The 26,538-nt window shown below is 66.8% G+C and carries 20 protein-coding genes; 12 read left to right on the forward strand and 8 right to left on the reverse strand.

Annotated elements, in window-relative coordinates:
* Positions 1-340 precede the first annotated feature (340 nt).
* From QSK17_RS21510 to QSK17_RS21520, 3 genes are all read right to left on the reverse strand, one after another.
* Positions 341-2,500: an NACHT domain-containing protein gene (locus tag QSK17_RS21510; protein ID WP_285706803.1), complete on the reverse strand. Its 2,160-nt coding sequence runs from the start codon at positions 2,498-2,500 to the stop codon at positions 341-343.
* A gap of 186 nt (positions 2,501-2,686) precedes the next feature.
* A complete protein-coding gene (locus QSK17_RS21515) occupies positions 2,687-3,976 on the reverse strand; it encodes a YcaO-like family protein (RefSeq protein WP_285706804.1) in 1,290 nt (429 codons plus the stop codon).
* A 472-nt stretch (positions 3,977-4,448) separates the two neighbouring features.
* On the reverse strand, positions 4,449-5,564 hold the full coding sequence (locus tag QSK17_RS21520; protein ID WP_285706805.1) for a patatin-like phospholipase family protein: 1,116 nt from the start codon (positions 5,562-5,564) through the stop codon (positions 4,449-4,451).
* A 798-nt stretch (positions 5,565-6,362) separates the two neighbouring features.
* Here QSK17_RS21520 and QSK17_RS21525 point away from each other — a divergent pair.
* From QSK17_RS21525 to QSK17_RS21545, 5 genes are all read left to right on the forward strand, one after another.
* Entirely contained in the window at positions 6,363-9,284 is a 2,922-nt protein-coding gene (locus QSK17_RS21525; RefSeq protein WP_285706806.1) for a peroxidase family protein, read from the forward strand.
* 26 nt (positions 9,285-9,310) lie between these two features.
* On the forward strand, positions 9,311-10,684 hold the full coding sequence (locus QSK17_RS21530) for a hypothetical protein (RefSeq protein WP_285706807.1): 1,374 nt from the start codon (positions 9,311-9,313) through the stop codon (positions 10,682-10,684).
* A 137-nt stretch (positions 10,685-10,821) separates the two neighbouring features.
* Positions 10,822-12,531: a thiamine pyrophosphate-binding protein gene (locus tag QSK17_RS21535; RefSeq protein ID WP_285706808.1), complete on the forward strand. Its 1,710-nt coding sequence runs from the start codon at positions 10,822-10,824 to the stop codon at positions 12,529-12,531.
* A 64-nt stretch (positions 12,532-12,595) separates the two neighbouring features.
* Entirely contained in the window at positions 12,596-14,305 is a 1,710-nt protein-coding gene (locus QSK17_RS21540; protein ID WP_285706810.1) for a thiamine pyrophosphate-binding protein, read from the forward strand.
* 237 nt (positions 14,306-14,542) lie between these two features.
* Positions 14,543-17,176, forward strand: a complete 2,634-nt coding sequence (locus QSK17_RS21545; RefSeq protein ID WP_285706811.1) for an AAA family ATPase — start codon at positions 14,543-14,545, stop codon at positions 17,174-17,176.
* Between the two features lie 90 nt (positions 17,177-17,266).
* Here QSK17_RS21545 and QSK17_RS21550 read toward each other — a convergent pair whose 3' ends face one another.
* A complete protein-coding gene (locus QSK17_RS21550) occupies positions 17,267-18,541 on the reverse strand; it encodes an FAD-dependent oxidoreductase (RefSeq protein ID WP_285706812.1) in 1,275 nt (424 codons plus the stop codon).
* 231 nt (positions 18,542-18,772) lie between these two features.
* On the opposite strand from QSK17_RS21550, the gene QSK17_RS21555 reads away from it, so the two are divergent.
* The 4 genes from QSK17_RS21555 (at position 18,773) to QSK17_RS21570 (ending at position 21,161) form a co-directional block, all read left to right on the forward strand.
* A complete protein-coding gene (locus QSK17_RS21555; RefSeq protein ID WP_502889266.1) occupies positions 18,773-19,360 on the forward strand; it encodes an RNA polymerase sigma factor in 588 nt (195 codons plus the stop codon).
* Positions 19,353-20,030: a hypothetical protein gene (locus tag QSK17_RS21560; RefSeq protein WP_285706815.1), complete on the forward strand. Its 678-nt coding sequence runs from the start codon at positions 19,353-19,355 to the stop codon at positions 20,028-20,030. Before QSK17_RS21555 ends, QSK17_RS21560 begins: the two co-directional genes overlap by 8 nt.
* A gap of 161 nt (positions 20,031-20,191) precedes the next feature.
* Positions 20,192-20,644 (forward strand): hypothetical protein, encoded by a 453-nt coding sequence (locus QSK17_RS21565; protein WP_285706816.1) that lies wholly within the window; start codon positions 20,192-20,194, stop codon positions 20,642-20,644.
* The gene (locus QSK17_RS21570) at positions 20,631-21,161 is read left to right on the forward strand and encodes a DUF3995 domain-containing protein (protein WP_285706817.1); all 531 of its coding nucleotides are present in this window, start codon (positions 20,631-20,633) and stop codon (positions 21,159-21,161) included. Before QSK17_RS21565 ends, QSK17_RS21570 begins: the two co-directional genes overlap by 14 nt.
* Before the next feature lie 102 nt (positions 21,162-21,263).
* Here QSK17_RS21570 and QSK17_RS21575 read toward each other — a convergent pair whose 3' ends face one another.
* The 4 genes from QSK17_RS21575 to QSK17_RS21585 form a co-directional block, all read right to left on the reverse strand.
* Positions 21,264-21,536, reverse strand: coding sequence for a hypothetical protein (locus QSK17_RS21575; protein ID WP_285706818.1), 273 nt, complete (start codon positions 21,534-21,536; stop codon positions 21,264-21,266).
* Positions 21,537-21,713: 177 nt separating this feature from the next.
* On the reverse strand, positions 21,714-22,001 hold the full coding sequence (locus QSK17_RS21580; protein WP_285706819.1) for a hypothetical protein: 288 nt from the start codon (positions 21,999-22,001) through the stop codon (positions 21,714-21,716).
* Positions 22,002-22,126: 125 nt separating this feature from the next.
* Complete coding sequence (locus tag QSK17_RS36235; protein WP_352231825.1) at positions 22,127-22,369, reverse strand: DUF6461 domain-containing protein; 243 nt, start codon at positions 22,367-22,369, stop codon at positions 22,127-22,129.
* A 40-nt stretch (positions 22,370-22,409) separates the two neighbouring features.
* On the reverse strand, positions 22,410-23,144 hold the full coding sequence (locus tag QSK17_RS21585; protein WP_285706821.1) for a Type 1 glutamine amidotransferase-like domain-containing protein: 735 nt from the start codon (positions 23,142-23,144) through the stop codon (positions 22,410-22,412).
* A gap of 245 nt (positions 23,145-23,389) precedes the next feature.
* Here QSK17_RS21585 and QSK17_RS21590 point away from each other — a divergent pair, with 245 nt between their 5' ends.
* From QSK17_RS21590 to QSK17_RS21600, 3 genes are all read left to right on the forward strand, one after another.
* On the forward strand, positions 23,390-24,460 hold the full coding sequence (locus tag QSK17_RS21590; RefSeq protein ID WP_285706823.1) for a hypothetical protein: 1,071 nt from the start codon (positions 23,390-23,392) through the stop codon (positions 24,458-24,460).
* Between the two features lie 207 nt (positions 24,461-24,667).
* Positions 24,668-25,192: a SigE family RNA polymerase sigma factor gene (locus QSK17_RS21595; protein ID WP_285706824.1), complete on the forward strand. Its 525-nt coding sequence runs from the start codon at positions 24,668-24,670 to the stop codon at positions 25,190-25,192.
* Positions 25,189-26,403, forward strand: a complete 1,215-nt coding sequence (locus QSK17_RS21600; RefSeq protein WP_285706825.1) for a hypothetical protein — start codon at positions 25,189-25,191, stop codon at positions 26,401-26,403. The genes QSK17_RS21595 and QSK17_RS21600 overlap by 4 nt, the downstream gene beginning before the upstream one ends.
* Positions 26,404-26,538: the final 135 nt, after the last annotated feature.

The raw sequence follows: 26,538 nt of genomic DNA on the forward strand, positions 1-26,538 counted from the left end.
CGTTCCCAGTGATCCGGGATCGGATCACTCCATGGGAACCCCAGCGGTAGAAGTCGCATTGAGGTGCCGCATTCAGGGCGGCTGGCTGACGGCGCAACGGCGTGAGCGATCGGCGGACCGTCGTGATGGCCCGATCACGGGGGCCGACCGGCGGGGCATTGGGCGGTTTCGCCGTTCCTCCCCGCACTCGGGAGGGTCTTCGCTCCGGGGTGCGAGACCGCCTTCGTAGCTTCCGGCGGCTCTCTGACTCGCGTGATCCCGGACCTACTCGTCTCCGTCATCGCGTTGCGCGGCATTCAACAGTGATCGTTGGGCTTGGATTCAAGCGTCTGCCCCCGTGTTACTGGGGCGGTTGGGGAGTCGTCTGGCGCCGCTCACCGCTACCGGACTCCACGCGACATTGTCGGGAGAGGTGCTTTTGGAGTTCGAGGTTCCGGAACTGATAGAAAGGCCCCTCGGTTCGCAGCAGGCCCAGACGGTGCGCGTCGTCCAGGAAGCACATGGCCCGCAGCGGCAGCCGCCCTTCGGTGGCCAGCCGGGGAACCGTCAGGTTGTAGGCGAGCCACGCGTGATGGCTTCCGAACCTGAGCCCGAACAGAAGTCCCAGCAGAAGCCCGCCCACGAGCGCGAGTGGCGCTACGAGTGCAAGGTGTGCGGACAGTACGGCTTTTAGTGCAATGCCTCCCACTACGAGTCCGATCATCAGACCGCAGAGCACCCGGAAGAGGGTGAGTTTTCTGTCGGCCTGCCAGGTTGAGCGTGGAGATCGTGCTGTAGCCGTGTCGGTGGGATACTCCACCCACTTGGTCATGCCGAAAATGGCCACGAATACGATCTCACACGCCAGCACGAGCATGACTGCAGCACCTGCAGCACGTGCAGCACCGGCTTCACTAATTGCGAGCAGCAACCCCACGAGTGCGGTCAAGAGTGCGATGATCAGCCCAGGTATCAGGAGGTGGACGAGAAGCGAGAGCCTTCCATGGAGCCGGAAAACGGCATAGCCGGGCAATTCCGTGAACCATGATCTGGTAATGATCATGATGAGAAGCGCGTATATGACGCCGGCCCCCGCTCCGGCTATCACGCTGGCGCACGCGCTGGCTACGGCATTTGTCAGGAAGCCGATCGTAATCGCCACCACAAGCCCACACGAAAGGCTGACCGCCAATCGGACTGAACGTGTCGGGGTGTGCCGTGCCAGGCGCCACCAGGCCACATCGCGGCTGTCCCTGTCGAGCAGTTGGGATAGATAGGTCAGCCATTGGCGTACGTGTTCGGGGTTCCAGGCATGGCGGGGCCGGAACGGCTGGGCTGGGTCGTCAGTAGGGAGCCGTGAGTTGACGAGGGCGGGGATGAGTTGGTCGTGCAGGTGATCGTTCAGGGTGGAAGGATCACCCTGCCCGAGGTCCAGTAGCGGACTCGGGTCTTGCTGGGGGGTGATGTAGGCGGCGCGGACCAGCCAGAGCTTGAGGGGCGTCGCTGCGACCCAGGCGAGGGCGGGAGTGGCGCCTTCCCGTAGAGCGTCGAGGACGCGAGGCCAGGTGTGATGGGGTCGGGGAGGAAGGCACGCCTGCAGGTAGTCGGCAACCGCTTCGGCGGAAAGAGGGGATGACTCGATGACTGCCGCTGCAGCAAGAGCACCGACCGCATCGACGGATTCCGCGAACTCGGTCGTACGGCAGGTGAGGATCAGCTGATCGTCGTCGCACATCGACCGGTTCAGCGCCGTCAGAATCCCGGCCCGGGCTTCGGCGGGCAGCTCGTCCAACCCGTCCAGAATGGGCAATACCTCGCTGCGGGTCGCCAGCGTCCTTGCGGTGTCCGGGCCGAAGCCCTCGGCATGCAATGCGGGATAGTCCGAGCTGAGGCATTCCGCCAGCCAATCATGAAGTTGAGGGTGGGTTTCGGTGTCCCAGCGTGCCGCGGACAGCAGTACCGGAACCGGCTCACCAGGAAGTCGCGTTTTCAGAAGCTCCATGAGCAGTTGCACGGCCAGGGTCGTCTTTCCTGTTCCTGGCCCGCCGATGATGACCAGGCGCCGGCATCGCAGTGCGCGGAAGTCGTTGGCCATGTTGGCCATGTGGTCGCTGAGGCTGGGAAAGCTCAGGGCACCCTTGGCGATCAGGCGTGGGTGGTCCATTAGTTCTTTATGTTCGGTCGATCGCCACGGGACCGGGATGGGCTCGGGATGCCCGAGCAACCGCAGGACCGTCTCATCTCCCCACTTCTCGGTCACCGAGCCGGCCAGAACGTCCTTGGCCTTGTCGATGTCGACAGAGGTGGGAGCGGGCGGTGGTTTGGTCGACCTTCGCCACCAGGACCACAGCAGCGCCAACGCGTTCGCCCATGCCACGAAGGCAGCTATGGTCGCCAGGACCTGTGCGATGTTCACGCCTATTTGCCAGGGGTCCTCGCTCGGCAGCGACAGTCTGGCGTCCAGCACCTTCCTCGCCAGCAGATAGAGCAAGATTGCCAAGACCGAGAACAAGATCGACACTGCCAAGGTCTTGATCTCAGGTCTCTGTTGCCACCCCGCCTTTCTCATAAGACCAGCATGCGAGTGCGTGGTGGCCGAACGTAACAAGGAACCCTGAAACGAAAGCTTGATTGAGCGGAAAACCTCGCGCATTCACTGATGCGCAGGTCAAGCCTCCGGCATCAGCAGGCACGTCACCATTAGGAGCTACGCGTACGGCTCGGCGCGTACGGCCCGCCGGGGAAGCGGGCGTCTGGACGTCACCCCGCAGAAACCGCGGTCGCGCGCGGCGGCCTGTCCGCGGGGGCCGGGCAGGACCAGGTTGCCATCCGTGATCAGCATGAAGCGCTCCAGGCCAGGCACGATGACGTGTACCGCGGTGATCTCCTCTGTGACCGTGGCCACCGTCCGCCAGTAAGGCGTGTAGCCGTGCACGGTCAGGAGGGCGGACAGCTCGCGCAGCTGGCGACGGGGGTGCTCCGGCACCCAGCCGTCCGATATGAAGGGAACCGTGCGGGCGCTCCGCAGGTGATCGATGAGGTCGAAGCGCCCGCATGCGTACAGCTCTGGATAGCCGGCGAGGCCCGCCAGCTCACCACGGTGTGTGGCGTCGGACCACGGCAGGGTTTCCGCCAGGGTGCTCTGAAGGAGTTCGGTGAGGGCCCGCCAGGCGGCGTAGGCGGGGCTGAGCGAGGTGCCCACGCCACGCCGGTGTGGCCGGGAGAGGGTCGGGGCGGCGTAGGCGAGCGTGGTGGGCACTCCCACGTCGCTGACGATGTCCAGCAGATACACCGGCGAGCCGATGAGCTGCTCGGTCGCCGCGTGTACGCGCTCCAGCTCGGTCGGGAGAGTCGCCGGGTCGATCACGGCGGGGCGGAAGTCGGCTGCGCCTAGGAAAGCCCGCAGCAGGAGTAGGGACAGCGCGTCGCGTTCGATGGTCTCGTTGAGCGCGTGCAGCAGTGCCTCATCCGCGGTGACGCCGATGGCCGAGCCGCTGTTGCAGCTGTAGCGCATCAGGTTTGCGTAGTCGCAGGCGTCTCCCGCCTGCTCACGCAGCCGACCGGCATGGGTCTCCACATACCAGGGTGCCGACAAGAACAGCGGCACCGGCGTCCCGGGTCCTCCACCCAGGGGGCGATACCGCAGGCACGCCACACGCTCGGCGGGGGTCCGCGCCAGCAGCACCATGGATGCCTCATCCCGCAGCGGCCCGGCCGTGATCTCGGCTGCCTCGACCAGCTCCACGGTCGCGGGATCGAACACGGCCGGGCCGGTCAGATAGTGCTCAAGCGCCTCGAACAGCGCTCCTACGCGGGCCTCCTCGCGCCGCCCCTTGCCCGTCCCCAGGGCCATCGGCGGCACGTCCCCATCGTGTGTGAGCAGGCGACACGCCCACGCGGTCGGATCGCGGCCCCGGCCCAGATCCGTCAGCTCCGGCTCCAGGCCCAGTTCCCCCAGCGCCGCCGTCACCCGCCTCGCGGCCTCCGGCAGCGGCACCACACGCTCCACCCCGGACGGCGACCTACTCATCCGGTTTCACGCAACTTCCGCATCAGCTCAGCGCGCCTTTTGCCTGCTTCACCCGCATTTGAGGCGCGAGAAAGGGATGATGGGCGCAGTTTGACGGTAGCGCAGATTTCCTGGATCTATTTCGTAATTATTATCGTTTGCTCGTTATTCACATTCAGAAGTTCCTCCAGCTGCTCACGCTCGGCCTCGGTCAGTTCCTGGCCGGTTCCGTCCAGCGACTCGGCTCTTGTGTAGTCGATACCGCGGCCCATGAGGCTCGCCTCCCTCCAGATGTCGTCGCACTCACGATTCCCGGGAAAGTGTCTGACGAAAACTGTAAAGAGGGCATATGCGACAAAAGCTCAATCCATGCGTCGGATCAGATGTCGGTCGTCCGAGCGGGCGGGCGGCGACCAGGCACAGTAAGGACGCGGAGACGGGTCCGCCGGGGAGCGCGAGTTCATCGCTTTGACGGTCGACGCGGTCCTGCCGAAGCGCGGCGTCCAGCGGGTACGCGATCGCGCTCAGCGGCTGCCGGGGCAGGTCGGGCTGCCGGCGGCCGATAGCGGGCGCGGTACTCGTCCCAGTTCCAGCTGTCCAGGAAAGTCGAGGCGGCCACGCGGCCGTTGTTGTAGAGAAGCAGCTTCTGCTGGTCGCTCAGGTCGAAGTCGGTGATGCCGACCGTCTCCGTGTCGACTTCGATGGTGCGGGCCTTGACCCATGGCTGGTTGAGGCGGGTCTGGTCGTGACCGACGATCGCGGTGCCGATGAGGGACATCAGCAGCCGCACCGCGGGCACGCGGGGGGTGCCGACAAGAGGCAGTTTGAGCGCGTCGTCCTGGAACGCGGGCAGCAGCTTCACGCCGAAGGTGGGCCAGCGGGGCTCCTTCCCGTCAGGGCGATCCAGCGTGTCGATCGGGAAGTTGGACAGCACCCCGCCGTCGACCAGGGTCGAACGTAGTCCGGTCTCGGGATTGGTGATGGTGACCGGCTCGAAGAAGAACGGGATCGACATCGAGGCGCGGACCGCGTCGACAACCCGCTGCTTGCCGGGCTCTTTCACGCCATAAACCGTCCGGTAGTCCCATGGCAGGCGTACCAGCTGGCCCAGGGTGACGTCGGTGGCCATCACCACCAGGTTGTATCGCTGATCTTCGCTCATCCAGGGTGCCGGATTCTCAAGCGCCAGATCGTCGAATGTTTCGACACCCAGGTCCGCCAGCTGGTTTCCCAGCCATTCCCGCAGATAGTCACCCTCGTATATGCCCCGCTCGAACAGAAGGGACAGGAGGGAGAAGCCCTTACCGGCGAGCGGAATACGTTCCACAGCGGATTTATCCCGGAATTTGCTCCAATCGACCTCCCCCATGATCTGCCGCATCCGCTCTGCGGGCATGCCTGCCGCGACCAGGGCTCCAGCCACCGCCCCGGCGGAGGTGCCGGCGACGCGGGTGTCGGCGGCACGCCCGAACCGGTACCCGGCCTTTTCGAGCTCATACAACGCCCCAACCAGGGCGAGACCTTTGACGCCTCCGCCTTCGAGTACCAAGTCAGCCGGCTTTTCTCTGTCAGCCATTGGTCGTCGCCTTTCCTGGCTCTCTCCATCGCAACCGGGTATACCGCGATCCGGTCGCGTTCATCCCTGCCGGGTGGAGCCCTGGCGAGCCCGCCGGGCTGAGGCCGTATCTATTCCGGTAAATCCCTGCTCACGATGAAGTGGAGAAAATACGGGCACATGGGCGACCCTTGAGTCCCCTCTTCCAGCGGGACGGAATTCACGCCCCTGAACGGCAAAGATTCGGCATCTGCCATTTTGCTGAAGGAATGAGATCAGGTCGAGTGGCCACGTCCGCGTGATCGGCCGGGGATGATGCGCGTCCCAAGGGCCGGGCCACGGGTGCCCCGGGAACGGGTAAGCGCATGGAGCCGTCACCTGTCTCCGGAGTGAAGAGTCAACCAGCCCGTATTCGTGTTCCGGTAAATAGAGTGACATTCTTCGATCGGGTGGAAGTCTTTGAAAGAATGATATTTCCATCGCTTGTTCCGATATTGCCTGATTCTGTTCTCGTCTCATGGATGATGGAACGGTGGTGTGCTGGGGTGTGAACTGGCGTCCTGTGCGCCTACCGGCCGTACTGGTGATTCACACACCGCCCTGTGCGCTCGCGAGTTCGCGCTTCTATTCGCGCCTGGTGTTCCAAACGGAGGTTGCCGGTATTTCGAACAGGATGGCCGGCCCTGCGGCAAGAGGGCCGCGCTGTCGCCGGTTCCGGTGAACCACGGAATCGCGGAATCGGAATCACCGAAAGAGATCCTTGCGCCGCGCCCGAACGCCCTCGCGACCGATGAGGGCGAGCACCGGTTGGAGAGTCACATGCACGAGACCAAGCGGCACGAGCGCCCTGTCGGCGAAGCTCCGGTGACGCCGGCAGCACCCAAGGCCGAGCTGTACGAGCGTTATGTCGGCGGTTCTCCCGAGGTTGAACGACAGATCTTCGAGAAGCTCGCCCGCGACCTCATGCAGGTCCAGTTGAAGATCATGAAGCGCAGCGGTGCCGCCGGCATCGACCGGACCTTCCACGCGAAAGCGATCCTCGCCGTCGAGAACGCCAAGCTGCGGTTCCGCCCGGACCTTCCCGAAGACCTGCGGGTCGGCTTCGCCAAGCCCGGTGCCGAATACCCGGTCATCGTCCGGCTGTCCAACGCGAGCGGCGCCCGCCAACCGGACTTCGCACCTGATCTGCGAGGTGCGGCACTGCGGATACAGGCAGGGCCCGATCAGGCCCATGACCTCCTCATGACGAGCTATCCGGTCTCCCACGCGCGGAACGCGCGTGAGTTCGTCGCGTTCGCGGAGGCCATGGCAGGCGCGGACTCGACCCTGCGCAAAGGGGTCGCGCTGTTCGTCAAACTGCCCATGGCGGTGGGCTGGTCCACCGCCGCGCGCATGCGGCGGAACGTGACCGCGGGCACCAGGCGCAAGGTGAGCAGCCTCGCGCTCGAGACGTACTGGAGCCGCGGCGCGATCCTGTGGGGGGACGCCGGACCGGTGCGTTACCGGCTCCGCCCCGTCGCGGGCGCGCCGGCGGCACCCCCTCCGTCGCAGAGCGATCCCGACTACCTGGGGCATGAGATCTCCGCGCGGCTGGCAAGGTCGGACATCGTCTTCGAACTGTGCGTACAGCGCTACGAGGACGCCTGGCGCACGCCCATCGAGAACGGCGCGGCCGACTGGACGGAGGAGGACGCGCCCGTCATCCCGGTGGGGACGCTGACGATCCCGCGGCAGGACCTCGACACCGCGGACGCGCGTGCCATCGCGCTCCGCGTCGACCAGCTCGCCTTCGACCCGTGGAACACCACGGACGAGTTCCGTCCCCTCGGCAACCTGAACCGCGCCCGCAAGGCCGCCTACGAGGCAAGCAGCGCCCATCGCCGGGGGTACCGCTTCATCACGCCGCGGCCGAAGCGCAACGTCGTCGTCGGAGGGCTCCTCGAGACCGGATTCAGCGCCCTCGACCGCGTCGTCCCCTGGCACAGGCTGCCGACCTGGCTCGGGCTCCTCAATCTCGAAGCGTTCCGGCAGGTGCTGCGCACCCACAACCTCATCGACACCGAGATACGCGAGGCTCCACCGAAGGCCCACCCGGTGCCGCCGCCCATCGACGAGCACCTGCGGGTCAGGCGCAGTTATGACGGCACCTACAACGACCTGTCCGCACCGATGATGGGAGCCCTCGGCGCGGCCTTCGGCCGCAATCTGCCTCCCGTCTACCAGCCAGATCTCTTCGACACGCCCAATCCGGTGACCGTCAGCAGGGAACTGCTCCACCGCGACACCTTCATCCCGGCACGGTCGCTGAACATCATCGCCGCCGCGTGGATCCAGTTCCAGGTGCACGACTGGGTCAACCACAAGCGCTACCCGGCCGGGAAGAAGAGCGTCGAGGTGCCGCTGCCGCCCGGCATGACCTGGCGCAACAGCCCGGGTGGAAAGCCCGAGAAGGCCATGCGTTTCGCCGAGAACGAGGGCGTTTCCCCGGGCGGCGCTGAGCCGCCGATCCTGTTCGCCAACACCGCCTCCCACTGGTGGGACGGCTCGGAGGTCTACGGCGGGGACGAGGCCACCGCGAAGTCCCTGCGCGAGCCGGACGGCGGCGCGGCGCTGCACCTGGAGAACGGCCATCTGCTGCCCGGCCCGAACGGCATCCCGACCACCGGTTTCAGGGAGAACTGGTGGCTCGGCCTCAGCGTCATGCACACGCTCTTCGCCCGTGAGCACAACGCCGTGTGCGAGGCCCTGCGGAGCGAGTACCCCCGCATGGACGAGGACAGCGTCTACCACACGGCGAGGCTCGTCGTCTCCGCCCTGATCGCCAAGATCCACACGGTGGAGTGGACCCCCGCGATCCTCGCGACCGAACTGATCGATATCTCGCTGACGGCCAACTGGGAGGGGCCGCCGAAGAACTGGCTGACCCAGCTCGGGCTGTGGCTGGTCGACGCGCACGCGCTCACCGGTATCCCCGAGACCCTGCCCGACCACCACGCCGCGCCCTACTCGCTCACCGAGGACTTCGTCACCGTCTACCGGATGCACCCGCTGATCCCGGACGACTTCGAGATCGCCGACCACCGATTCGGCCAGACGCTCGACACCCTGGGATTCAACGACGTGCAGGGCGGCGCCACGGAGGCTCTCATCCGCAAGGTCGGTCTCACGAACTCGCTGTACTCGCTCGGCATCGCCCACCCGGGTGCGATCACCTTGCATAACTATCCGCGCGCGCTCCAGGCGTTCGAGCGGGACGGAGAGGTGATCGACCTGTCCGTGGTCGACATCGTGCGTACCCGCCGTCGCGGTGTTCCGCGCTACAACGACTTCCGTGCCGGTCTGCACAAGCCGCGCATCCGGCGCTTCGAAGACCTCGCCTCCGACCCGGATACGGTGGCACGGCTCAAGGACGTCTACCGTACGGTCGACGACATCGACACGATGGTCGGGCTCTACGCGGAGAACCCGCCCAAAGGGTTCGGCTTCAGTGACACGGCCTTCCGTATCTTCATCCTCATGGCCAGCCGGCGGCTGCAGAGCGACCGCTTCCTCACCGTCGACTTCAGGCCCGAGATCTACACCCCGCTGGGGCTGGACTGGATCAACCGCAACGGCATGAAGAGCGTCATCCTGCGGCACTGTCCCGAACTGGCCGGCTTCCTGCCGAGAACGGCCAGCGCGTTCGCGCCGTGGCGCCCGAGCACGCCCGACAAGCACGTTCCCGACGCCGGGCGCGACTGAGCGCGACTGAGGAGAGCGAGGCCGACATGTCCGTGAAGCGAGAGGTCAAGCAGCAGGGGTTGGCAGATCTCCTCTCCCGGCCACTGCTGGAGACGATCTGGAAGCGACGCACCCACCGGATCAGCCGTGGCGCGTCCGTGCCGGCCGGTTCGATGAGCTACCGGTCCCCGCATCGGCCGATGCCGCTGGAGGAACTGGAGGAGGCGACGCTCATCGCTCTCACCGGCTGCTCCGGCCTGACCATGCCGGACCGGCCGTTCGAGGACCCGCGCGACGGGAAGCCCATCATGGCCAAGCCGAACCTCAACATGGGCGGGCGGACGGCGGGCAGCCCCGACAACGCGCAGGGCACCCACTTCTTCATGATCAACGACACCGGCACCTACTACCTGAGGAAGCTGCCGCCCTCTCCGGACCTGCCCTTCAACGCCGACACGCTGGTCGAACGGGCGCGCCAGGCCAAGGTGAGGGTCCTGGACCACCGTCTCGACGTCGCCGAGGGGATGCGGGACTTCCCGGCCTACCTGGACTCCAACCGCTTCCTGTCCAACCTTCCGGGCACCACGGTCTTCCTGCCGGTCGTCGACCTCTCCCACCAGTACATCAACGCGCTGATGTACCTGCTCACCCAGCCGGATGGGGCCAGGCCGACACTCGTGGACGACCGCAACTTCTACCGGCCGGCCGGCGTGGGGAAATGGGTGAGGAGCGGGTTCCTGAACGCGGATCTCAAGCTGCCGCTGGGAGCCCTGGGGCCGATGCGTACCCAGATCGAGGCCGACCTGCTTCTGCAGAACATGATGCTGGTCGCGGACGCGATGGGGCTCGGCGCCTGGATCCACGCCGCGATCCATCCGCAGATCATGTTGGGTGACCCGAAGTTCTCCCGGGCGTACGGCCGGATGCTGGGCTTCGACTTCGTCACGCCGCGCTTCCGGCCCGCCGACGTCCTGCGCTGGCACGTACCGCTACCCAAGTACGCCGCCCTGCGCTCCCACCCGGTCGGGCTCCGGGTCGACGGAGAGCACCTCATCAAGGCCGCCTGCCCGCCCAACTTCCCTTCCATGGAGAAGGCCGTCGAGGCCGTCGTGCAGGCGAAGTTCGGTCCGGACGGCATCTACACCGATACGGAGACCTTCGCCCGCATCTACAACGGTGACTACGGGCGGCGCTACCTGGCCGAGGCGAGCGAGTACGACCAGCGGGTGGTCGACTGCGCGCGGGACATCTGCGTGTACATCCACACGACTCACGGGCGGTTCCCCGCGCATGCGGATGCCATTCACGTGCCCGGCATATGGCTGCAGACGCACCATGTCGAGTCGGAGTATTACGAGCAGTTCTTCGTGAACGGAACGACCAGCGCGCACGCCCGGCATGCCGCCCAGTGGCACGCGTAGCCGCATCCGACCGTGAGATCCCGGCGTGAATCCACCGACGGCCGGGTGTCCGGAGGAAAGGCGACCGAAGGGGACGCAATCGGGTCCATCGAAGTCCGACCGACCACGCCTCGCCTGGGAGTGATTGAGGGGGCGATATGCAGGTCTACGAAGCTCTCGTCAAGGGGCTCGAAAGCGCGGGAGTCGACACCGCGTTCGGCGGTAATGGCGAGAACATCGCCAGTTTGACGCTGGCGCTGCGGCGTTCGCGGAAGATCCGGCCGATCATGACGCGGCATGAGCAGGCGGCGTCGTTCATGGCGTGCGGCTACGCGATGTACACGAACCGGCTGGGTGTCTGCTTCGCGACGGTCGGTCCCGGAGCGTTCAACCTGTTTTCCGGCCTTGCGGTCGCACTGTCGGACTCCTATCCGGTCTTGGCCATAACAGGCTTCGTCTCTCTCGATTGGCGCGGACGCGGCGCGGTGAACGACACGTCCGGATTGAACCGCACACCCGACTCGCAGGCGATGTTCGCTGCGACGACCAAGAGGTCATACCTGCTCACCGACGTCGCCGACACGTGCGACGTGCTCGAGGAGGCCGTGAACGTCGCGTTCGAAGGGCGGCCGGGGCCGGTGCACATTCACGTGCCGCAGAACCTCACCAACCGCGGGGTGACTGTGGACAACTACCATGACGTCGGTATCGATGTGGCGCCGGTGCGGCCCGACCCGGAACAGGTCGAGATGATCGCGGACGTGCTGGCTGACGCGTTGCGAGACGGGCGCCGGGTCGTCCTCCTCGCCGGCTTCGGCGCGATCCGCAGTCACGCGGAGGCGGCGGTGCTGCGCTTTGTCGAGCGATTCCAGGTGCCGCTGGTGACCACCCTGGACGGCAAGGGGGCCATCGCCGAAACCCACCCGCTGGCGTTCGGGGTGTTCTCGGAGAGCGGTCACGCGAGTGCCTTGAAGGCATTCCGCGAGGCCGATGTGGTCCTGGCCGTCGGCAACTCCTTCAGCCAGCATGCGACCTTCGGGCTGCGGAAGGAGCTGTTCGACGGCAAGGTGCTCATCCAGGTCAACATCGCGGCGAGCGAGATCGGCAAGACCTACGTCCCTGAACGCCTGCTCGTCTCCGACGCGTGTCTGGCGATCGAGGCGATCACCGACGCCCTGGAGAGGAGGGTCGGTCCGGTCAGGTCCGCGCCCGTCGTCGGCCGGGACGACGAGGCGCGACGCATCGTGCGTCTTCCCGGCGAGATCCACCCAGGGCAGCTGGCGCAGACGATCGGCCGGATGCTGCCGGAGCGCGGCGTCGTCCTCGCTGACGCCGGCGCACATCTGGCCTGGCTGGGCTACTACGTGGACCTCGAAAGCGGCCAGAACTTCCGCAAGACGGGTACCTTCGGGCCGATGAGCGGGCACGTCAACGGCGCGATCGGGGTGAAGCTGGCCCAGCCTGACCGGACGGTCGTCGTCGGCTGCGGCGATGGCTGCTACTCGATGGCCGGCTTCGAACTGATGACCGCCGTGGAGAACGACGTGCCGGTCATCTGGGTGATCTTCAACGACGATGAGTACAAGATCGTGAAGCTCTACCAGCTCGCAAACTACGGCGAATCAGGCCTGGTGAACTTCAAAAACCCCGACTTCGCCGCGTACGCGCGAATGTGCGGCGCGGACGGCTACCGCGTGAAGACCATCGAGGAGTTCGAAGACGCGTTCCGTGCGGCATTGGCCTCGGGCCGACCCACGGTGATCGACGCCAAGATCACCCGGTGGGCACTTCCGCACTACAGCTCCTCGCCTGAAGGCACGATCCCCGGCGTCTGGGAGGCGCTCGAGAATCGGCTCCGCCATGAGTGACGCATGACGATTTCGCCGTGCGTCACCGGTCCGGGCGGCTCGGGGACGAGGGAGGGGAGGAGAGATGAAGGTTTACGAAGCCATCGTCAAGGGGCTGGAAGACATCGGGGTGCGGGCCGCTTTCGGTGGCGCCGGGGAGAACGCCGCCGGGCTGATGCTGGCGCTGAAGCATTCGCGGCAGATCCGGCCGATCATCACGCGACACGAGCAGGCCGCGTCCTTCATGGCCTGCGGGTACGCGATGTACACGAACAGGCTGGGCTTCTGCTTCGCCACGGCCGGGCCGGGGGCGTTCAACCTGTTCTCCGGGCTGGCCGTGGCGATGTCCGACTCCTACCCGGTCCTCGCCGTCTCCGGATACGCGTCGAGGAAATGGCAGGGATGGGGCTCACTCAACGAGACCTCGGGGGTGAACCGGACGCCCGACTCGCAGGCCATGTTCGCGGCCACGACCAAGAAGTCCTTCCTGCTCACCGACATCGCGGACACGTTCGACGTGCTCGAGGAAGCGGTCAACATCGCGTTCGAGGGGCGGCCCGGGCCGGTGCACATCCACGTTCCCGAGGACCTGACCGAACGCGGTGTCGAGGTCAGGAACACCCGGCCCCTCCGGCTCGACGTCGCGTCGGCCCTGCCCGATCCGGCACGCGTGGAGGAGATCGCATCGGTACTGGCGGACGCCATCGCGAGCCGGAAACGCATCGTGGCGCTCGTGGGCTTCGGGGCCGTCCGGAGCGGAGCGGGAACGGAGATCAGGCGGTTGATCGAGCGGTTCCAAATCCCGCTGCTCACCACTCTCGACGGCAAGGGCATCGTGTCCGAGGGGCACCCGCTGTCGGTAGGCGTCTTCGCCGACAGCGGCCACGCGAGTGCCTGGAAGGCCTTCCGCGAGGCCGACGTCGTGCTGTGCGTCGGGAACTCCCTCAACCAGCACGCCACGTTCAACTACCGCGAGGGGCTGTTCGACGGCAAGCTGCTCATTCACGTGAACATCTCCGAGACCGAGTTCCAGAAGGCCTACCCGCCCGACTACGCGCTCCTGTCCGACGCGCGCCCGGCGGTGGCGGCCCTCATCGACGCGCTGGAGAAGAAGGTCGGCGAGGTACCGGCCGTCGAGGTCGACGGCAAGGACTACGAGGCCCGGCACATCACCCACCTGACCGGGAAGATCCACCCGGGAGAGCTCGCGCAGGCGATCGGCCGGATGCTGCCGGAGCGCGGCGTCCTCCTCGCCGACGCCGGCGCGCATCTGGCCTGGCTGGGCTACTACGTGGAGCTCGAGGAAGGCCAGAACTTCCGCAAGGCCGGTTCGTTCGGGCCGATGGCCGGGCACGTCAACGGCGCCATCGGGTTGAAGGTCGCACATCCGGAGCGGACGGTCGTCGTCGGCTGCGGCGACGGGTGTTACTCGCTGTCCGGCTTCGAGCTGATGACTGCCGTCGAGCACGAAATCCCCGTCATCTGGGTCATCTTCGACGACGAGGAATTCAAGTTGATCAAGCTCTACCAGATCTCGGCGTATGGAGAGACCGGGCTCGTCGAGTTCCGGAACCCGGACTTCGCGGCGTACGCGCGTGCGTGCGGCGCGGACGGCTACCGAGTGGAGACGATCGAGGAGTTCGAAGACGCGTTCCGCGACGCCCTGGCCTCCGGCCGTCCCACGGTCATCGACGCCAGGATCACTCGATGGGCCGTCCCTCACTACAGCCCCTCGCCCGACGGCGTGATCGCCGGTCTGGTTGAGACCGTTGAAGCCCGCTTCCGTGACCGCTGACCGGCACCTCGTCCCATCACCGGCGCACCGAGAAAGCTTGGCCGGGACCGGCCAACGCCGTATGGCGGCTGATCACGCTGAGGAGCCGGTCACCGAAGGTGAGGCCGGTTCCGCCGCCGACGACGGCGAGCCGTACGGGCAGATGTCGTGATCACGACGCTACGGAGGACCGCGGGGCGCGGAATCAGTCATCTTCCCGGTTGGTCATGCCTGAGCGGGCGTAAGTACGATCGCGGGGTGCTGCACGGGCGAGACGGCGAACGACGAACGGTTGACCGCCTGCTGCAGGAGGCCCGCACGGGCACCAGTGGCGTCCTGCTGATCCGCGGAGAGCCGGGCATCGGCAAGTCCGCGCTCCTCGATCATGCCGCCACGACGGCCGACGGGTTCACCGTGCTGAGGGGCGCCGGTGTCGAGTCGGAGGCGGAGCTGCCCTTCGCCGGGCTGCACTTGCTTCTGCTGCCCGTACTCGACCACGTCGAAGGGCTGCCCCCGGTGCAGGCCGCGGCCCTGCGCGGTGCACTGGGCATGGCCGACGGCCCGGCCGCGGACCGGTTCCTCGTCGGCGTGGCCACCCTGTCGCTCCTGGCGGAGGCCGCGGGGCAGCGCCCGCTGCTGTGCCTGGTCGACGACATGCAATGGCTCGACAAGGCGTCCGCTGACGCCCTGCTGTTCGCCGCGCGCAGGCTCAGGGCGGAGGGCGTCGTGCTGCTGCTGGCGGCACGCGAGGAGTTCGCGCCCGCGGGCCTGCCCGAACTGCCACTGTCCGGGCTGGAGGACAGGGCGGCGGCGGCGCTGCTCGACGAGCACGTCCCCGGCCTCGCCGGCGAGGCGCGCGAACGTGTTCTGGCCGAGGCGGGCGGCAATCCGCTCGCCCTCATCGAACTGCCGGTGACCGCCGACCAGGCGCACTCCCCGCTGGGCCCGCTGCCGCTCACCCGGCGCCTGCAGGACGCCTTCTACGACAAGGTCGCCGGACTGCCGGACGGGGCACGGACGCTGCTGCTCGTCGCCTCGGCTGAGGACACCGGCGAGGTCGCGCTCATCCTGCGCGCCGCGCGCCGATTCGGCGTGGACGACGACGCGCTGGAGGTGTGCGAGCAGGCAGGCCTTGTCCGTGTGATCGGGACGACCCTGGTCTTCCGGCATTCGTTGGCTCGCTCTGCGGTCTACCAGGCCGCCGGTTTCGCTCGCCGCTGTGCCGTACACCGGGTGCTGGCCGAGGTCGGCGACGCCGAGCGGCGCGTCTGGCACCTGGTCGCGGCGGCGACGGAGCCCGACGAGCGGCTCGCCGCAGACCTGGAGAGCTCGGCCGAGCGCTTCCGCGACCGCACGGGCCACGCCGCCGCCGCGGCCGCGCTGGAACGGGCCGCCGAGCTCACCCCCGACGAGAGCGCGCGCACCCGCCGCCTGGCCGCCGCCGCGCAGGCGGCGCTCGACTCCGGCCAGCTCGAACGAGGACGGCTGCTGGCCGAGCAGGTCGCCGCACGCACCGCCGACCCGCGCCTGTCGGCGGAGATGGCCATGGTGAGAGCCGATGTCGAGTTCGAGCGCGGGGCGCTGGAGGCAGCCAGCGCCATGCTGATGGCCGCCGCGGAGTCCGTTGTCGCGACCGACCCGGCGCCGGCGAGGACGATGCTGCTGCAGGTGATCCGCAATAGCTGGTACGCCGGGGACCCGATGCCGGCCGCGGACGCCACCGCCCGGCTGGGTGGGCTCCCGTACGACAACGACCCCCGCCGTCCGGCGCCGGCCATGGCGCAGGGCATGTCGGCCCTGCTCGCCGGTCGGCCGGCGGTCGCGCTGCCCCTGCTGCGCGAGGTGGTCGAGGGCGGCAGGCAGGTTCGGCAGGGCATGCACGGCCTGCGGAACAACGCGGCCCAGATGGCGCTGCTCATCGGCGATCACAGCACCGCGCTGGACATCGCACGGTCGCTGTCCGAGGAGTGCGCCTCGCTCGGCATGATCACCTGGCTCCCGCACGTCCACCTCGTGCTGGCCGCCGCGGAGCTGCACCTGGGCCGCCATCTGGATGCGATCGCCACCGCCGCTTCGGGCGAGAGCATCGCCACGCAGACAGGCCAGTCCCACCTGGAGGCTCAGCTCTGCGGGGTGCGGGCCTGGCTGTCCGCGGCGGCGGGCGATGAGTCGTCCTGCAGGGAGCTGGCCGGGCGCGCCGGGAGCCTGCCGTACGGGGCGGCCTGGGCACAGTGGGCGCTCGCCCTCCTGGATCTCGGGCTCGGCCGCTACGACCAGGCGCTGGATCGGCTCGACTCGGTGACGAGGCATCAGGCGGCCGCTGTCCCCGATCAGGTGGAAGCCGCGGTACGGCTCGGCCTTCCTCATCGGGCGGAGCGTTCGCTCGCGCTGTTCGAGGAGTGGACCGCGGCGGCGGACCAGCCGTGGGCGCGTGCCGCGCTCATGCGCTGTCACGCGCTCCTCTCCGACGACGAGGAGAGCTTCATCCGCGCGCTGGCGATGCACGAGCGGCCCTTCGACCGCGCCCGCACCCAGCTGCTCTACGGCGAATGGCTCCGCCGTGAGCGGCGCAAGCACGACGCCAGGACGCCTCTGCGCGACGCGGCCGAGACGTTCGAGCGGCTCGGCGCCCGGCCCTGGGCCGAGCGGGCGTGCGGTGAGTTGCGTGCCACCGGCGAGACCTTGACGAGGGCTCCGGGGAGTGACCTGCTCGGACGGCTCACACCTCAGGAGCTCCAAGTGGTACGGCTGGCCGCGACGGGCGCCACCAACAAGGAGATCGCCGCCCAGCTCTTCCTCAGCCCACGCACGGTCGGCCACCACTTGTACAAGGTCTACCCGAAGCTGGGCGTGACCACCAGGACCGAGCTGGCCGGGCTCAGCCTGCCGTGATCCGCGAAGACGCCTCGATGAACGGACCGGCCGCCGCGACAGCCGCGACAGCCACGACCGTCGTGATCACATCAAGCATCAGGACGTGGCCTACTTCATCATCGTGGCGGTCATCCGCTCGCGGATCGGGGGCACCGCGTCGAAGAAGCGGAAGAGCGTCTTGGTGAAGGCCCGCTGCAGCGAGCCGGCGCTGACACCCATCTTCAGATTGCGCATGGCCAGGGCGACCGCCTTGAACGCGTAGTCACGCATCTCGGCCTCGTAGCCACCGACGGCTTCCACCAGCGACATCGTGCCCTTGGTGTACTCGACGAGGTTGCGGGACAACAGCCGCGCGTCGAGGATCGCGGTGTTCGCGCCCACGCCCGCGGTCGGGGGCATGTTGTGGATCGCGTCACCGATGAGCGTGATGTTGCCGGTCTCCCAGCCGTCGACCGGGGTCGAGGTCTTCAGGGGGAAGATCGAGATGCTGCCGAGGTCACTGCGCGCGATCAGCTCGTGCAGCCGTGGGCTCCAGCCCTCGGTCGCCTCGAAGGCGACCTGCCGCAGCTCCGCGCCGTCCATGCGCTCCAGCTTGTCCCTGTCGCCGAGCCGCTCCCAGGTGGTGACGAGGTTCCACATGATGTAGTCAGAGGTGTTGTCCATGAGCAGGCCGTCCGCCGGCTCGCGGGCGACCGAGCTGCGGGAGCGGAATTCGTGCGCGGCCATGAACACCGTCTTGCCCTGTGGCCCGAACAGGAAGCCGGAGCCGGCGAACAGCTGGGGTGGCAGCAGGCTACGCGTCTCCTCGTCGAGGGGTACCTTGGCCGACACCGACAGGGCGCCGGTGTCCAGCCGCTTCGCCTGCGGCAGGAACTGCTCACGCACCCGGGAGTTGACGCCGTCGGCGGCCACCAGCAGGTCACCGTCGGCGTGCGTGCCGTCCTCGAAGTGCGCGCGTACCCGCCCGCCGGGCAGTGGCTCATAGCCGGTGAACGTCTTGCCGAAGTTGACGACGTCTTCGAGACCGGACAGCAAGACCTCACGCAAGGAGATGCGGCTGACGGACTTGAAGCTGTCGATGTAGTGCTCGGGAGCGTTCGCATCGCCGATGACCAGCAGCTTGCGCATTTGGTCGTCATAGAAGCCGAGCGTGGTGTTGGGCTTGCCCGACGTGGCGACGAAACGGTCGTACAGCTCAGGCGGCAGGCAGTCATGAAGGGCTCTGCAGCCCTTGGGCGTGATGTGGATGCGGTAGCCCTGCAGCCGGTCGTCCTTGGCGCGGTCACGCTCGTAGAGCGCGACGCTGACACCGGACCTGCGCAGACCTTGGGCGAGCGTGAGCCCACCGATCCCACCACCGATGACCAGCACACGGAACGGCATGGTTTTCCTCCTGCGAGACGAGGGTGATCCCGACCCCCTTCACGCTAGGAAGCCGCCGGAATCGTGGAATCAGTCATCCGACTGGGGTGCGACACGTGTTTCCCTACCTTGGCTGCTCAGCCGGCGCACACTGTGCGGCGCAACGCTCGGCCGAGAACATCTGCGGCGGTCGCGGCAAGACATAGCTGACCACATTGCAGAAAGGGCTCTCATGACCGGACAAGGTCCCCCATGGTGACTGACACGCTTGACGCGGTGGACGATGCCGGGACCATCGCGCGCTCTCTCGACGACCCAGAGGCGTTCGCGCCCCTGTTCGACCGCTACAGCACGATGCTCTATCGGTACGTTTCCTTCCGGCTCGGCGCAGAAGTCGCTGAGGACCTCGTCGGAGAGACGTTCCTGATCGCCTTCCGGAGGCGTGGGTCGTACGACCTCTCCTACCGCGACGCCCGGCCGTGGTTGCTCGGAATCGCGACCAAGCTCGTCACCCGGCACCGCAGGGCCGAAGTGAGCCGCTATCGCGCCCTGGAACGGCAGGCCCCTGTCCAGACCGTCGACGGGCCGGAGGAAGCGGTCACGCACGACCTCACCGCTGAGGGGTCACGGCCGGCTCTGCTCCACGCGCTCGCGCAGCTGTCGCGAGGCGACCGGGATGTGCTGCTCCTCATCGTCTGGAGCGACATGACCTACGAAGAGGCGGCCCGAGCACTCGACATCCCGATCGGCACGGTGAAATCGCGGCTCAACCGAGCCCGCCGCAAGGTGCGCGACGCCCTGGGCGGCGTCAACCCGTTGAAGGAGGACCTCGATGGATGAGCTGAAGACCCTCATCAAAGAGCTGGAACATCAGCCTCCCCAGTCCCTGGCCCGGCAACGGCTCCGGCTTCTTGAAGAGGCCAGGACCCGCAAGCCCCGATGGAGGCGGTTCCTCCTCCCCGGTCGGGCAGCGCGGGGGCTTGCGCGAACGCGAGGACTGTCAGGACTGTCAGGACCGTCAGGACTTCGCGGACGACGACTCGCGCTGACCGGCGCCCTGGCGGGGATGGCCTTCGGGGCAAGCCTGGTCGCCCCGACACTGATCGGATCCACAGCACCCGCCTACGCGGTGACCGAGAATCCAGACGGCACGATCACCGTCGAGATCAGGAACAGGTTCTACATCAAGGACTTCAACGAGAAGCTGGAGACGGAGTTGCGCGCCTTCGGCGTCCCGGCGGTAGTGGACGTCGTGCCGTATGGCAAGAAGTGCAAGGAACCACGCGCTCGATACCGGCCGTGGGAGGAGACCCAGGACCTGACCAGTTGGAACCCCAGCCCGGACGCACTCGGATTCACCCTCCACCGCGACCAGATCAAGTCCGGCCAGACTCTGGTGATCACGTACTTGCTCAGTGACGACGACGCCTCCTCCGCCGCGCTGCGTTACGAGGTCGCGGACGGCCCCGTAGCCGCGTGCCAACTGGAAGCAGACCCCGACAACCTCTGATGGCACCCGAACCGCCCGCGCGAGTGATCGTGCTGCGGTGCCGCACCGTGGCGAACGTCGACTCGATCCAAGGGGAGCTGCTGGTGCTCCCTCTTGCCGGGGAGGTGCCTCCCTCGCTTTCGGGAGTCGGCGCCCGATATGCGGTGGCTACGGTCGCAGCCATGGTTGATTCTTTTCGCCCACGACGCTGGCCGGCGTACGCGGTGGCCGTGCTGTTCCTCGGTTACGCCGCGGGGAAGGCCGCCTTTGCCCTGCAGGCCCGGCTCGGGTTTCCTGGCGGCCCGCCCGTATCGGCCGCCGAGAGCGCCGGCTACTTCATGGAAGCGGCCACGGCACAGTGGCTCGCGACCGCGTCTGGCGTGTTGGGTGCGTGCGTCGCCGTCGCCACGGTCACGGCGCTGGGGCGCAGGGTGCCGAGGATGTTGATGCTGCTGGTACTGGTCGGCATGCTGCTGGCCGTCGGCGGCGGCGCGGGGATCATGATCGTGGATGGGTTCGTCGGCATCGGTGTGGGCTGGCAGTGGTACCACGGGGTCCTCGGGGTCGTCGTGATCGGGCTGTTCCTGGAGATGATCCGGTCCTACGCGGTGGCGACGAGACGTGTCGCGGGATGAACGGGCGTGGGGCGCGTACGGGGCGGCGGCGTGCGCGGTGGCCTACGGATCGATGAAGCTCGCGCAGGCGCTGGGGGCCAATGCGCTGGCCGACAAGGACCCGCTGCCCCCGGAGCTGCGCGAACGGCTGCTCGCGCGTGATCCGCTGTTCGTGGCGAGCCACTGGGTGCTGGCGGGTGCCGCGATGGTCGGCGTAATCGTCGCGCTGGCCACCGTCCGCCCCCGGAGTGCGGTCGTCCCGCGACGGCTGCTGCTCGCGATCGCCTGGACGCTGGGGGTCTTCATGATCGCCCGGTCGATCGGCGTTCTGGGGTTCGGCTTCGCCGGTGACGTGCTGCTGCTGACCGGGGTCCGCCCGCCACCCGTCGAGCACGCCGCGCTCGCTCGCAACCTGGCACGCTGGGATCTGCTGCTGTGGTCGCCGTTCTTCCTGCTCTGGGGAGTGTGCTGGACGATGGCGGGATGGCGGCTGGGCAGGCGCGGGCCCGCTCGCCAACAGGAGGCGGAACGTCGGTGACTCCTGGCTACTCGGGTCGAAGTCGTCGAGAAGATCGCCTGATCAGAGGCGGTATCCGGTTCCGGAGATTCCAGAGGCGTCCATGGTCGTCCAGGGCTGTTGTCAGCCAGTACGGGCCTCACTGCGCCGCCATTCGCACCAGACAACGTGCGACTCAAGCCGCATCAGGCGGGCGGCATCGGCCAGCAGAGTCCAGAACTCGGTCGGCTGGGGGTGCGAGTCACCGAGATCCTCAAGCAGGAGAAGGGCCATCTCCCATTCGTCGTGTTCCAGGTATTCCAGCACATCGGCCACGCTGATGCCGGCTTCCTCGGTTCGGAAGTCAGCCGGACAGAACTGGGCGGCCTTCAGAAGCAAGGCATCCTGGAACTCCACAGCCTGATCGTGGCAGGCTCTCGAACTCTAACCCTACGGATTAAAAGCTCGATCTCGCGCTGTTCTGGATAGTTCAATGCAGGTCAGGAGGCATGTGTGGTTCCCCTTGAACGCCCTTGGACGGCATGGAACTGCAACGGAAACTGCAACTGGCCACGGCAGTGCAGCGTCCGTTGATCAGCGCGGTGAACGCTTACCTAGAGCCGCCAGCAGAATGCCGACTGGCGTAGTGACGGCCATCAGCGCCAGGAAGGGCAGCATATCGATACGGATATTCATTTGCGGTTGGTAGGTGCTCATGTACCACTCGTCAAGGGCAGCCAGGAACCAAGCCGCAGCCGGTAACAGCAGATAGTGAGAGCCCGGTCGTGTGCAGCGTAGGCCCAGGTGGAGCGCCGCAAATATCAACCCGCCGAGAGTTAAAGGCAGAGTCTGATACAGCATGCCGATCACGTCGTAGATCATACATCTTCCATCCTGGTAGATTAAGCGGAGCTGTACCAATATAGGCTGAAATCGGCTCTCTTGATGCTCGACCTGACATGTAACATCATCTGCCTGCGACGATTCCGGACCTCATCTTAAAACCATCAGTAAGAGGTACCTCTGACGCGAGAGTGCAACACCTCGAACCAGTCGGCGGCCATATCTGTTTCCGTGACCCGTCCGATGAGCGCCAATGCCGAACTAATGCTCTCGTCCGGTTCCACGTGATTTTCGTGGACTTCTGGACCGCTGATTTCAAAGCGCAGCCCCTCCATCATTCGGTCGAGTGCGTATGGATGACTGCCGACCCGGTCGTCGGGCCACCTGGGGTCGAAGGCGACGACCATGCGCTTGTCGCGGGAAGGCCGTTGCCTGTAGCTGTCCCACTCAAGAGGGCCAATACCGGGCGGGAAGAGCCTTCTCGCGGTACCGCCCCGCTCCGTCTGGCTCAACGAACCATGCGTTCCGGTCAGGAAGGACGCTGAGCACGTCGTGGAGTTGGGTGCCTACGTAGTGAAGAGCAACGCCATCCTCGGTCGCGTGGCCCGGTGGGAGTTCACCGAGGGTGATGAGTTCCCGGTAACGCTCACGCCTTGGCTGGTCGCCGAGGTCGTCGTGGACTCCGTTGCTGAACGGAAGGAAGCCCAGTCCGTTGTCAACGGCATCGAGATCGTCGCCGAAGGAGTCGGTGACTCCGCCCAGGTGCCAGCACAGGCTCCCCGCACTCTGTCCGGACAGCACCACCCCGGCTTCCCAGCACTCCCGCAAAATCTCATCGACGTGATGCGCGCGCCACACCGCCAGCAGGTTGACCACGCTCCCACCGGACACGAAGATCACATCTTGGGCGCGCAGATGAGCCCGGACATCGGCCACATTCGGCCTGACGAACAACTCCAGATGCGACAGATCAGCATTCCCAAGCGACGCGGCGCGCTCATACCAGCGAGCGATGTACTCCCTGGAGTCACCGACTGCCGTGGCGATGAGACACACCCGGGGTCGCCGCATATCGGCAAGCTGCACGGCCTGCCATAGCTGGGAACCCATCCGCTCCGGAGGGAAGCCGTCGGGCGGGTACAAAACCCCCGAGCACGCCAGAATCTGCCGTTCTCTCACCACGAACACATGATCGTGCCTGGCGGAGGCCTCTCACAAGAGATCTTGAATCTTCCTGCACGATTGATCGTCAGGCATGCCGCCGAGGAACGGGGGTCCGGATTGTCGATCGCTCCCAAGCCCGTACGGACCGTCATCAGGCGATGGTAAGGGCGGCATACGAAAGCGCTCTCTATTCGTTCCGAAACGCAGCAGGTGAGACGGATAAGCGGGTGCTATTCCGTAACTCGCAGTGGCAGTATGCCGGTGTGGATGCGATCTTGTGTGCGGCAGGCGATTTGTTGAACACCGAGCTGTTCGATCCGGTCGATCTGGGGGGCAGCACGCGCAGCACCGTGTTGCGTTGCCGGGTGGCCGGCGGCGGCTGCGTGATCGTTAAGTCGTTCTCCAGTGAGCTGGAGGGCCTGCGTTCCTTCGCGTCTGAGGCGGCAGGACTCTCGCTGCGACTGGCCGGCCCTGAGCTACTGGGCGTGGACCCCGCGGTACCGCTGCTGGTGATGGAGGATCTCGGGGGTGCCCCGACGTTGGCGGATGTGTTGCTCGGGGACGATCCGGAAGCCGCCGCCACGGGCTTGGTGACCTGGGCCCGCGGGCTTGGGCGATTGGCTGCCGGCTCGGTGCACAGGCGCGCCGATCTTGTGCGTCTGCGCGACCGCTATGACAAAGGCGTGCCGTCCTGGGAGGACGAACCGTGGATCGAACGGAACTTCACTGACCTGCTCACGCTGCTCGGCGAGGCCGGAATCGATGCGCCGGAGGGACTGGCCGAGGAACTGAATGGGATCGGAACGGCGATCGGGAAGGAATATCCGGCGTTCACTCCGGGAGACACCTGCCCGGACAATGCCCTGCTCACTTCGGAGGGCCTGCGGCTGATCGACTTCGAGGCCGCCTGCTTTCAGTCGGTCTTCCTGACGGCCGCATACTGCCGTATGCCGTTCTCCACCTGCTGGTGCGTCTTCGGAATGCCGGCTGATTTGGCGGACGACATCGAGCGCGCCTTTCGCACGGAAATCGTGACGGCATACCCGGTGCTGGCTGAGGACCTGGTGTGGCAAACCGGGATACGGCGGGCGATCGCCGTCTGGACCGCGGACGCGACGGTGGCGCTGCTGCCGCGCACTCTGGAGGACGGGCCGCTTCACCGGACCCGCCGACCGGTTCCGACGAGGCGGCAACTGCTGAGGCATCGCTGGGAGGTCGCGAGCGCACTTGAGGAGTTTCCAGCGTTCGCGGAGACGATGCGGCTCCTGCTGCGGGAGGTTGCCGGACGGTGGGGGGTGGCCCCGCTGCCAAGGTATCCAGCCTTCGCGGATTGAGAGGTCGTCTGAGGTCCGGCGCGCAGGAGAAGCGATCTGTGGGCTGACACCGCCGCTTCCATGAGGCGGCGAACTCTTGATCATCCTCCATAGGCGTCTACGCACAGCCCAAGATCGGCGTCTTGGAACGCATCCCCAGGATTCACCCACTGTCGACCCAACCTTTGGTCTCCTCTCCGGCGTCGGTAACGGTTGAGAGGAGTCACGTTGGACCGCAATGACAGCTTCCGTGAGTTCGTCACGGCGCATCAGCAGTCGCTGATGCGCACGTCATACCTGCTCACGGGAGACGCCCACCTCGCCGAGGACCTGCTGCAGAGTGTTCTGCTCAAGGTGCTCCGACGCTGGCCCAAGCTCTCGCGCATCGACAGCCCGGAGGCGTACGCGCGCAAGGCTTTGCTGAACCAGCACATCTCGTGGCGGCGGCGCCGGGCAAGCACCGAGCTCCCGAGCACCGCGCCGCCGGAACGGTCCTACTCAAGCGAGAACTCCACGGTCGTACGGCTCGCCGTGCGCCAGGCGCTCATGCGGTTGCCTCCGCGGCAGCGGGCGGTGATCGTACTGCGCTTCTACGAGGACCGCACTGAGCGCGAGACCGCCGAGTTGCTCAACTGCTCGATCGGCACCGTGAAGAGCCAGGCCCACGACGCGCTGGCCCGCTTACGCGGTCTAGCGCCCGACCTGGCGCCGAAGTTCGTTGAATTGGACGACATCCAGGAGGCGCACCGATGACCTGGCTACGGGGAGTGCTGAACGACCTGGCCGACGACTCTCCTGAGGTAGACCTGGCCGAACAGACCATCAACATCTACGAGCGCAGGCGGCAAACCGGCATCTCACTGGTCGCGGCCGCGCTGGTGGTCGTCACCGCGCTCGGCGCGACAGCCGTCGTACGGCTGCTGCCCACCCAGCCGGACGCTGCGACCAGCCCAGGTATGGTCGCCGACCTCCCAACCCGGGGGGTCGGCCCGCTGAGCTACGCCTACAAGACGTTCTGCCAGCCGGACGACGGCAAGGCCCCGCCGCACTGCAGGGAGGGCGGCTGGAGGGTGGTCACCCAGACCGGCGGGACCTACCACGTGCCGCAGGCGCTTCCCAGCCTCAGCGCGTACCGCGGCGTGGGACTGCGGGACAGTCCACTGGCGATCAGCCAGGACGGTCGCAAGATCGCTTACTACAGTGCCAAGGAGAGCACCTTCGTGGTCCGCGACCTGGCCTCGGGTGAGCAGCTGACGGCGCCGACCAAGATCCCGGAGGCGTGGCTCGGCAGCATCTCCCACCTGCTGCTGTCCGGCGACGGCCGCTTCCTGGCCTTCACCAAGAACCCGGCGTTGAAAGATCCGGCCATGCTCATCGACATGCGCGAGCGCATGGTCCGACCCCTGCCGAACGGCTGGAGCCCCATCGGCCTCTCAGGCGACGGCAACACGATCACGCTCGCGGAGTACGCGCCCAAATCGCGGCTGCAGACGATATCGAGGCTGTGGACGACCTCCACGGCAAGCAACGCCACCACCGTCGACCTGTCACAGAGCTACTTCTTCAGCCCACTCGCCCCCGACGGAAAGACCGTCATGGCGATCGAGAATCGCAGCACGCCCTCCGATCCCTGCCGTAAAGGCGACCTCGTACGTCTCGACGTGCGGACGGGTAAGGCGCTCCAGACGGTCACCGTGAGCGGTCTGCCCGCAGACGTCCACCAGATCTCATTGCGCACGTGGCTCAACGCCACCGAGGTAACAGCCCTGACCACCCCCACCCGATGCAGGCCGGCGCCCGAGCAGGACGACCCCGGCCCACTCAAGGAACAGGGAGACCCGCCCTACGTGACCATGACCGCCTATGCGGTGAACATTAAAACCGGCAAGGCCCGACAAATCGCCACCCACACCGCGCAGAGCTTCTTCGACATCGTCCTCCCCGGCCCCACAGGGGCATTCTGACCTTCAGGCGGGGGAGGAGCGGACCGAACACGGGCCGATCCTCCCCACGGCGTTCGGCAATCCGTCGCAAGATCACATGCTGGTGCGCAATCAACCAGGACGATGCCGCTGGAGATCCCGGATGCGTTGGCGCGG

The sequence above is a fragment of the Microtetraspora sp. NBRC 16547 genome (assembly GCF_030268965.1).
Taxonomy (GTDB): domain Bacteria; phylum Actinomycetota; class Actinomycetes; order Streptosporangiales; family Streptosporangiaceae; genus Microtetraspora.

Bases quoted from the DNA above. Each gene is read 5' to 3' on its own strand.
- QSK17_RS21530 (WP_285706807.1), top strand. From the start codon at position 9,311: ATGTCCGTGAAGCGAGAGGTCAAGCAGCAGGGGTTGGCAGATCTCCTC.
- QSK17_RS21600 (WP_285706825.1), top strand. From the start codon at position 25,189: ATGACCTGGCTACGGGGAGTGCTGAACGACCTGGCCGACGACTCTCCT.
- QSK17_RS36235 (WP_352231825.1), bottom strand. From the start codon at position 22,369: ATGGTCGTCGCCTTCGACCCCAGGTGGCCCGACGACCGGGTCGGCAGT.
- QSK17_RS21535 (WP_285706808.1), top strand. From the start codon at position 10,822: ATGCAGGTCTACGAAGCTCTCGTCAAGGGGCTCGAAAGCGCGGGAGTC.
- QSK17_RS21555 (WP_502889266.1), top strand. From the start codon at position 18,773: ATGGTGACTGACACGCTTGACGCGGTGGACGATGCCGGGACCATCGCG.
- QSK17_RS21560 (WP_285706815.1), top strand. From the start codon at position 19,353: ATGGATGAGCTGAAGACCCTCATCAAAGAGCTGGAACATCAGCCTCCC.
- QSK17_RS21550 (WP_285706812.1), bottom strand. From the start codon at position 18,541: ATGCCGTTCCGTGTGCTGGTCATCGGTGGTGGGATCGGTGGGCTCACG.
- QSK17_RS21525 (WP_285706806.1), top strand. From the start codon at position 6,363: ATGCACGAGACCAAGCGGCACGAGCGCCCTGTCGGCGAAGCTCCGGTG.
- QSK17_RS21540 (WP_285706810.1), top strand. From the start codon at position 12,596: ATGAAGGTTTACGAAGCCATCGTCAAGGGGCTGGAAGACATCGGGGTG.
- QSK17_RS21520 (WP_285706805.1), bottom strand. From the start codon at position 5,564: ATGGCTGACAGAGAAAAGCCGGCTGACTTGGTACTCGAAGGCGGAGGC.
- QSK17_RS21565 (WP_285706816.1), top strand. From the start codon at position 20,192: ATGGTTGATTCTTTTCGCCCACGACGCTGGCCGGCGTACGCGGTGGCC.
- QSK17_RS21580 (WP_285706819.1), bottom strand. From the start codon at position 22,001: ATGATCTACGACGTGATCGGCATGCTGTATCAGACTCTGCCTTTAACT.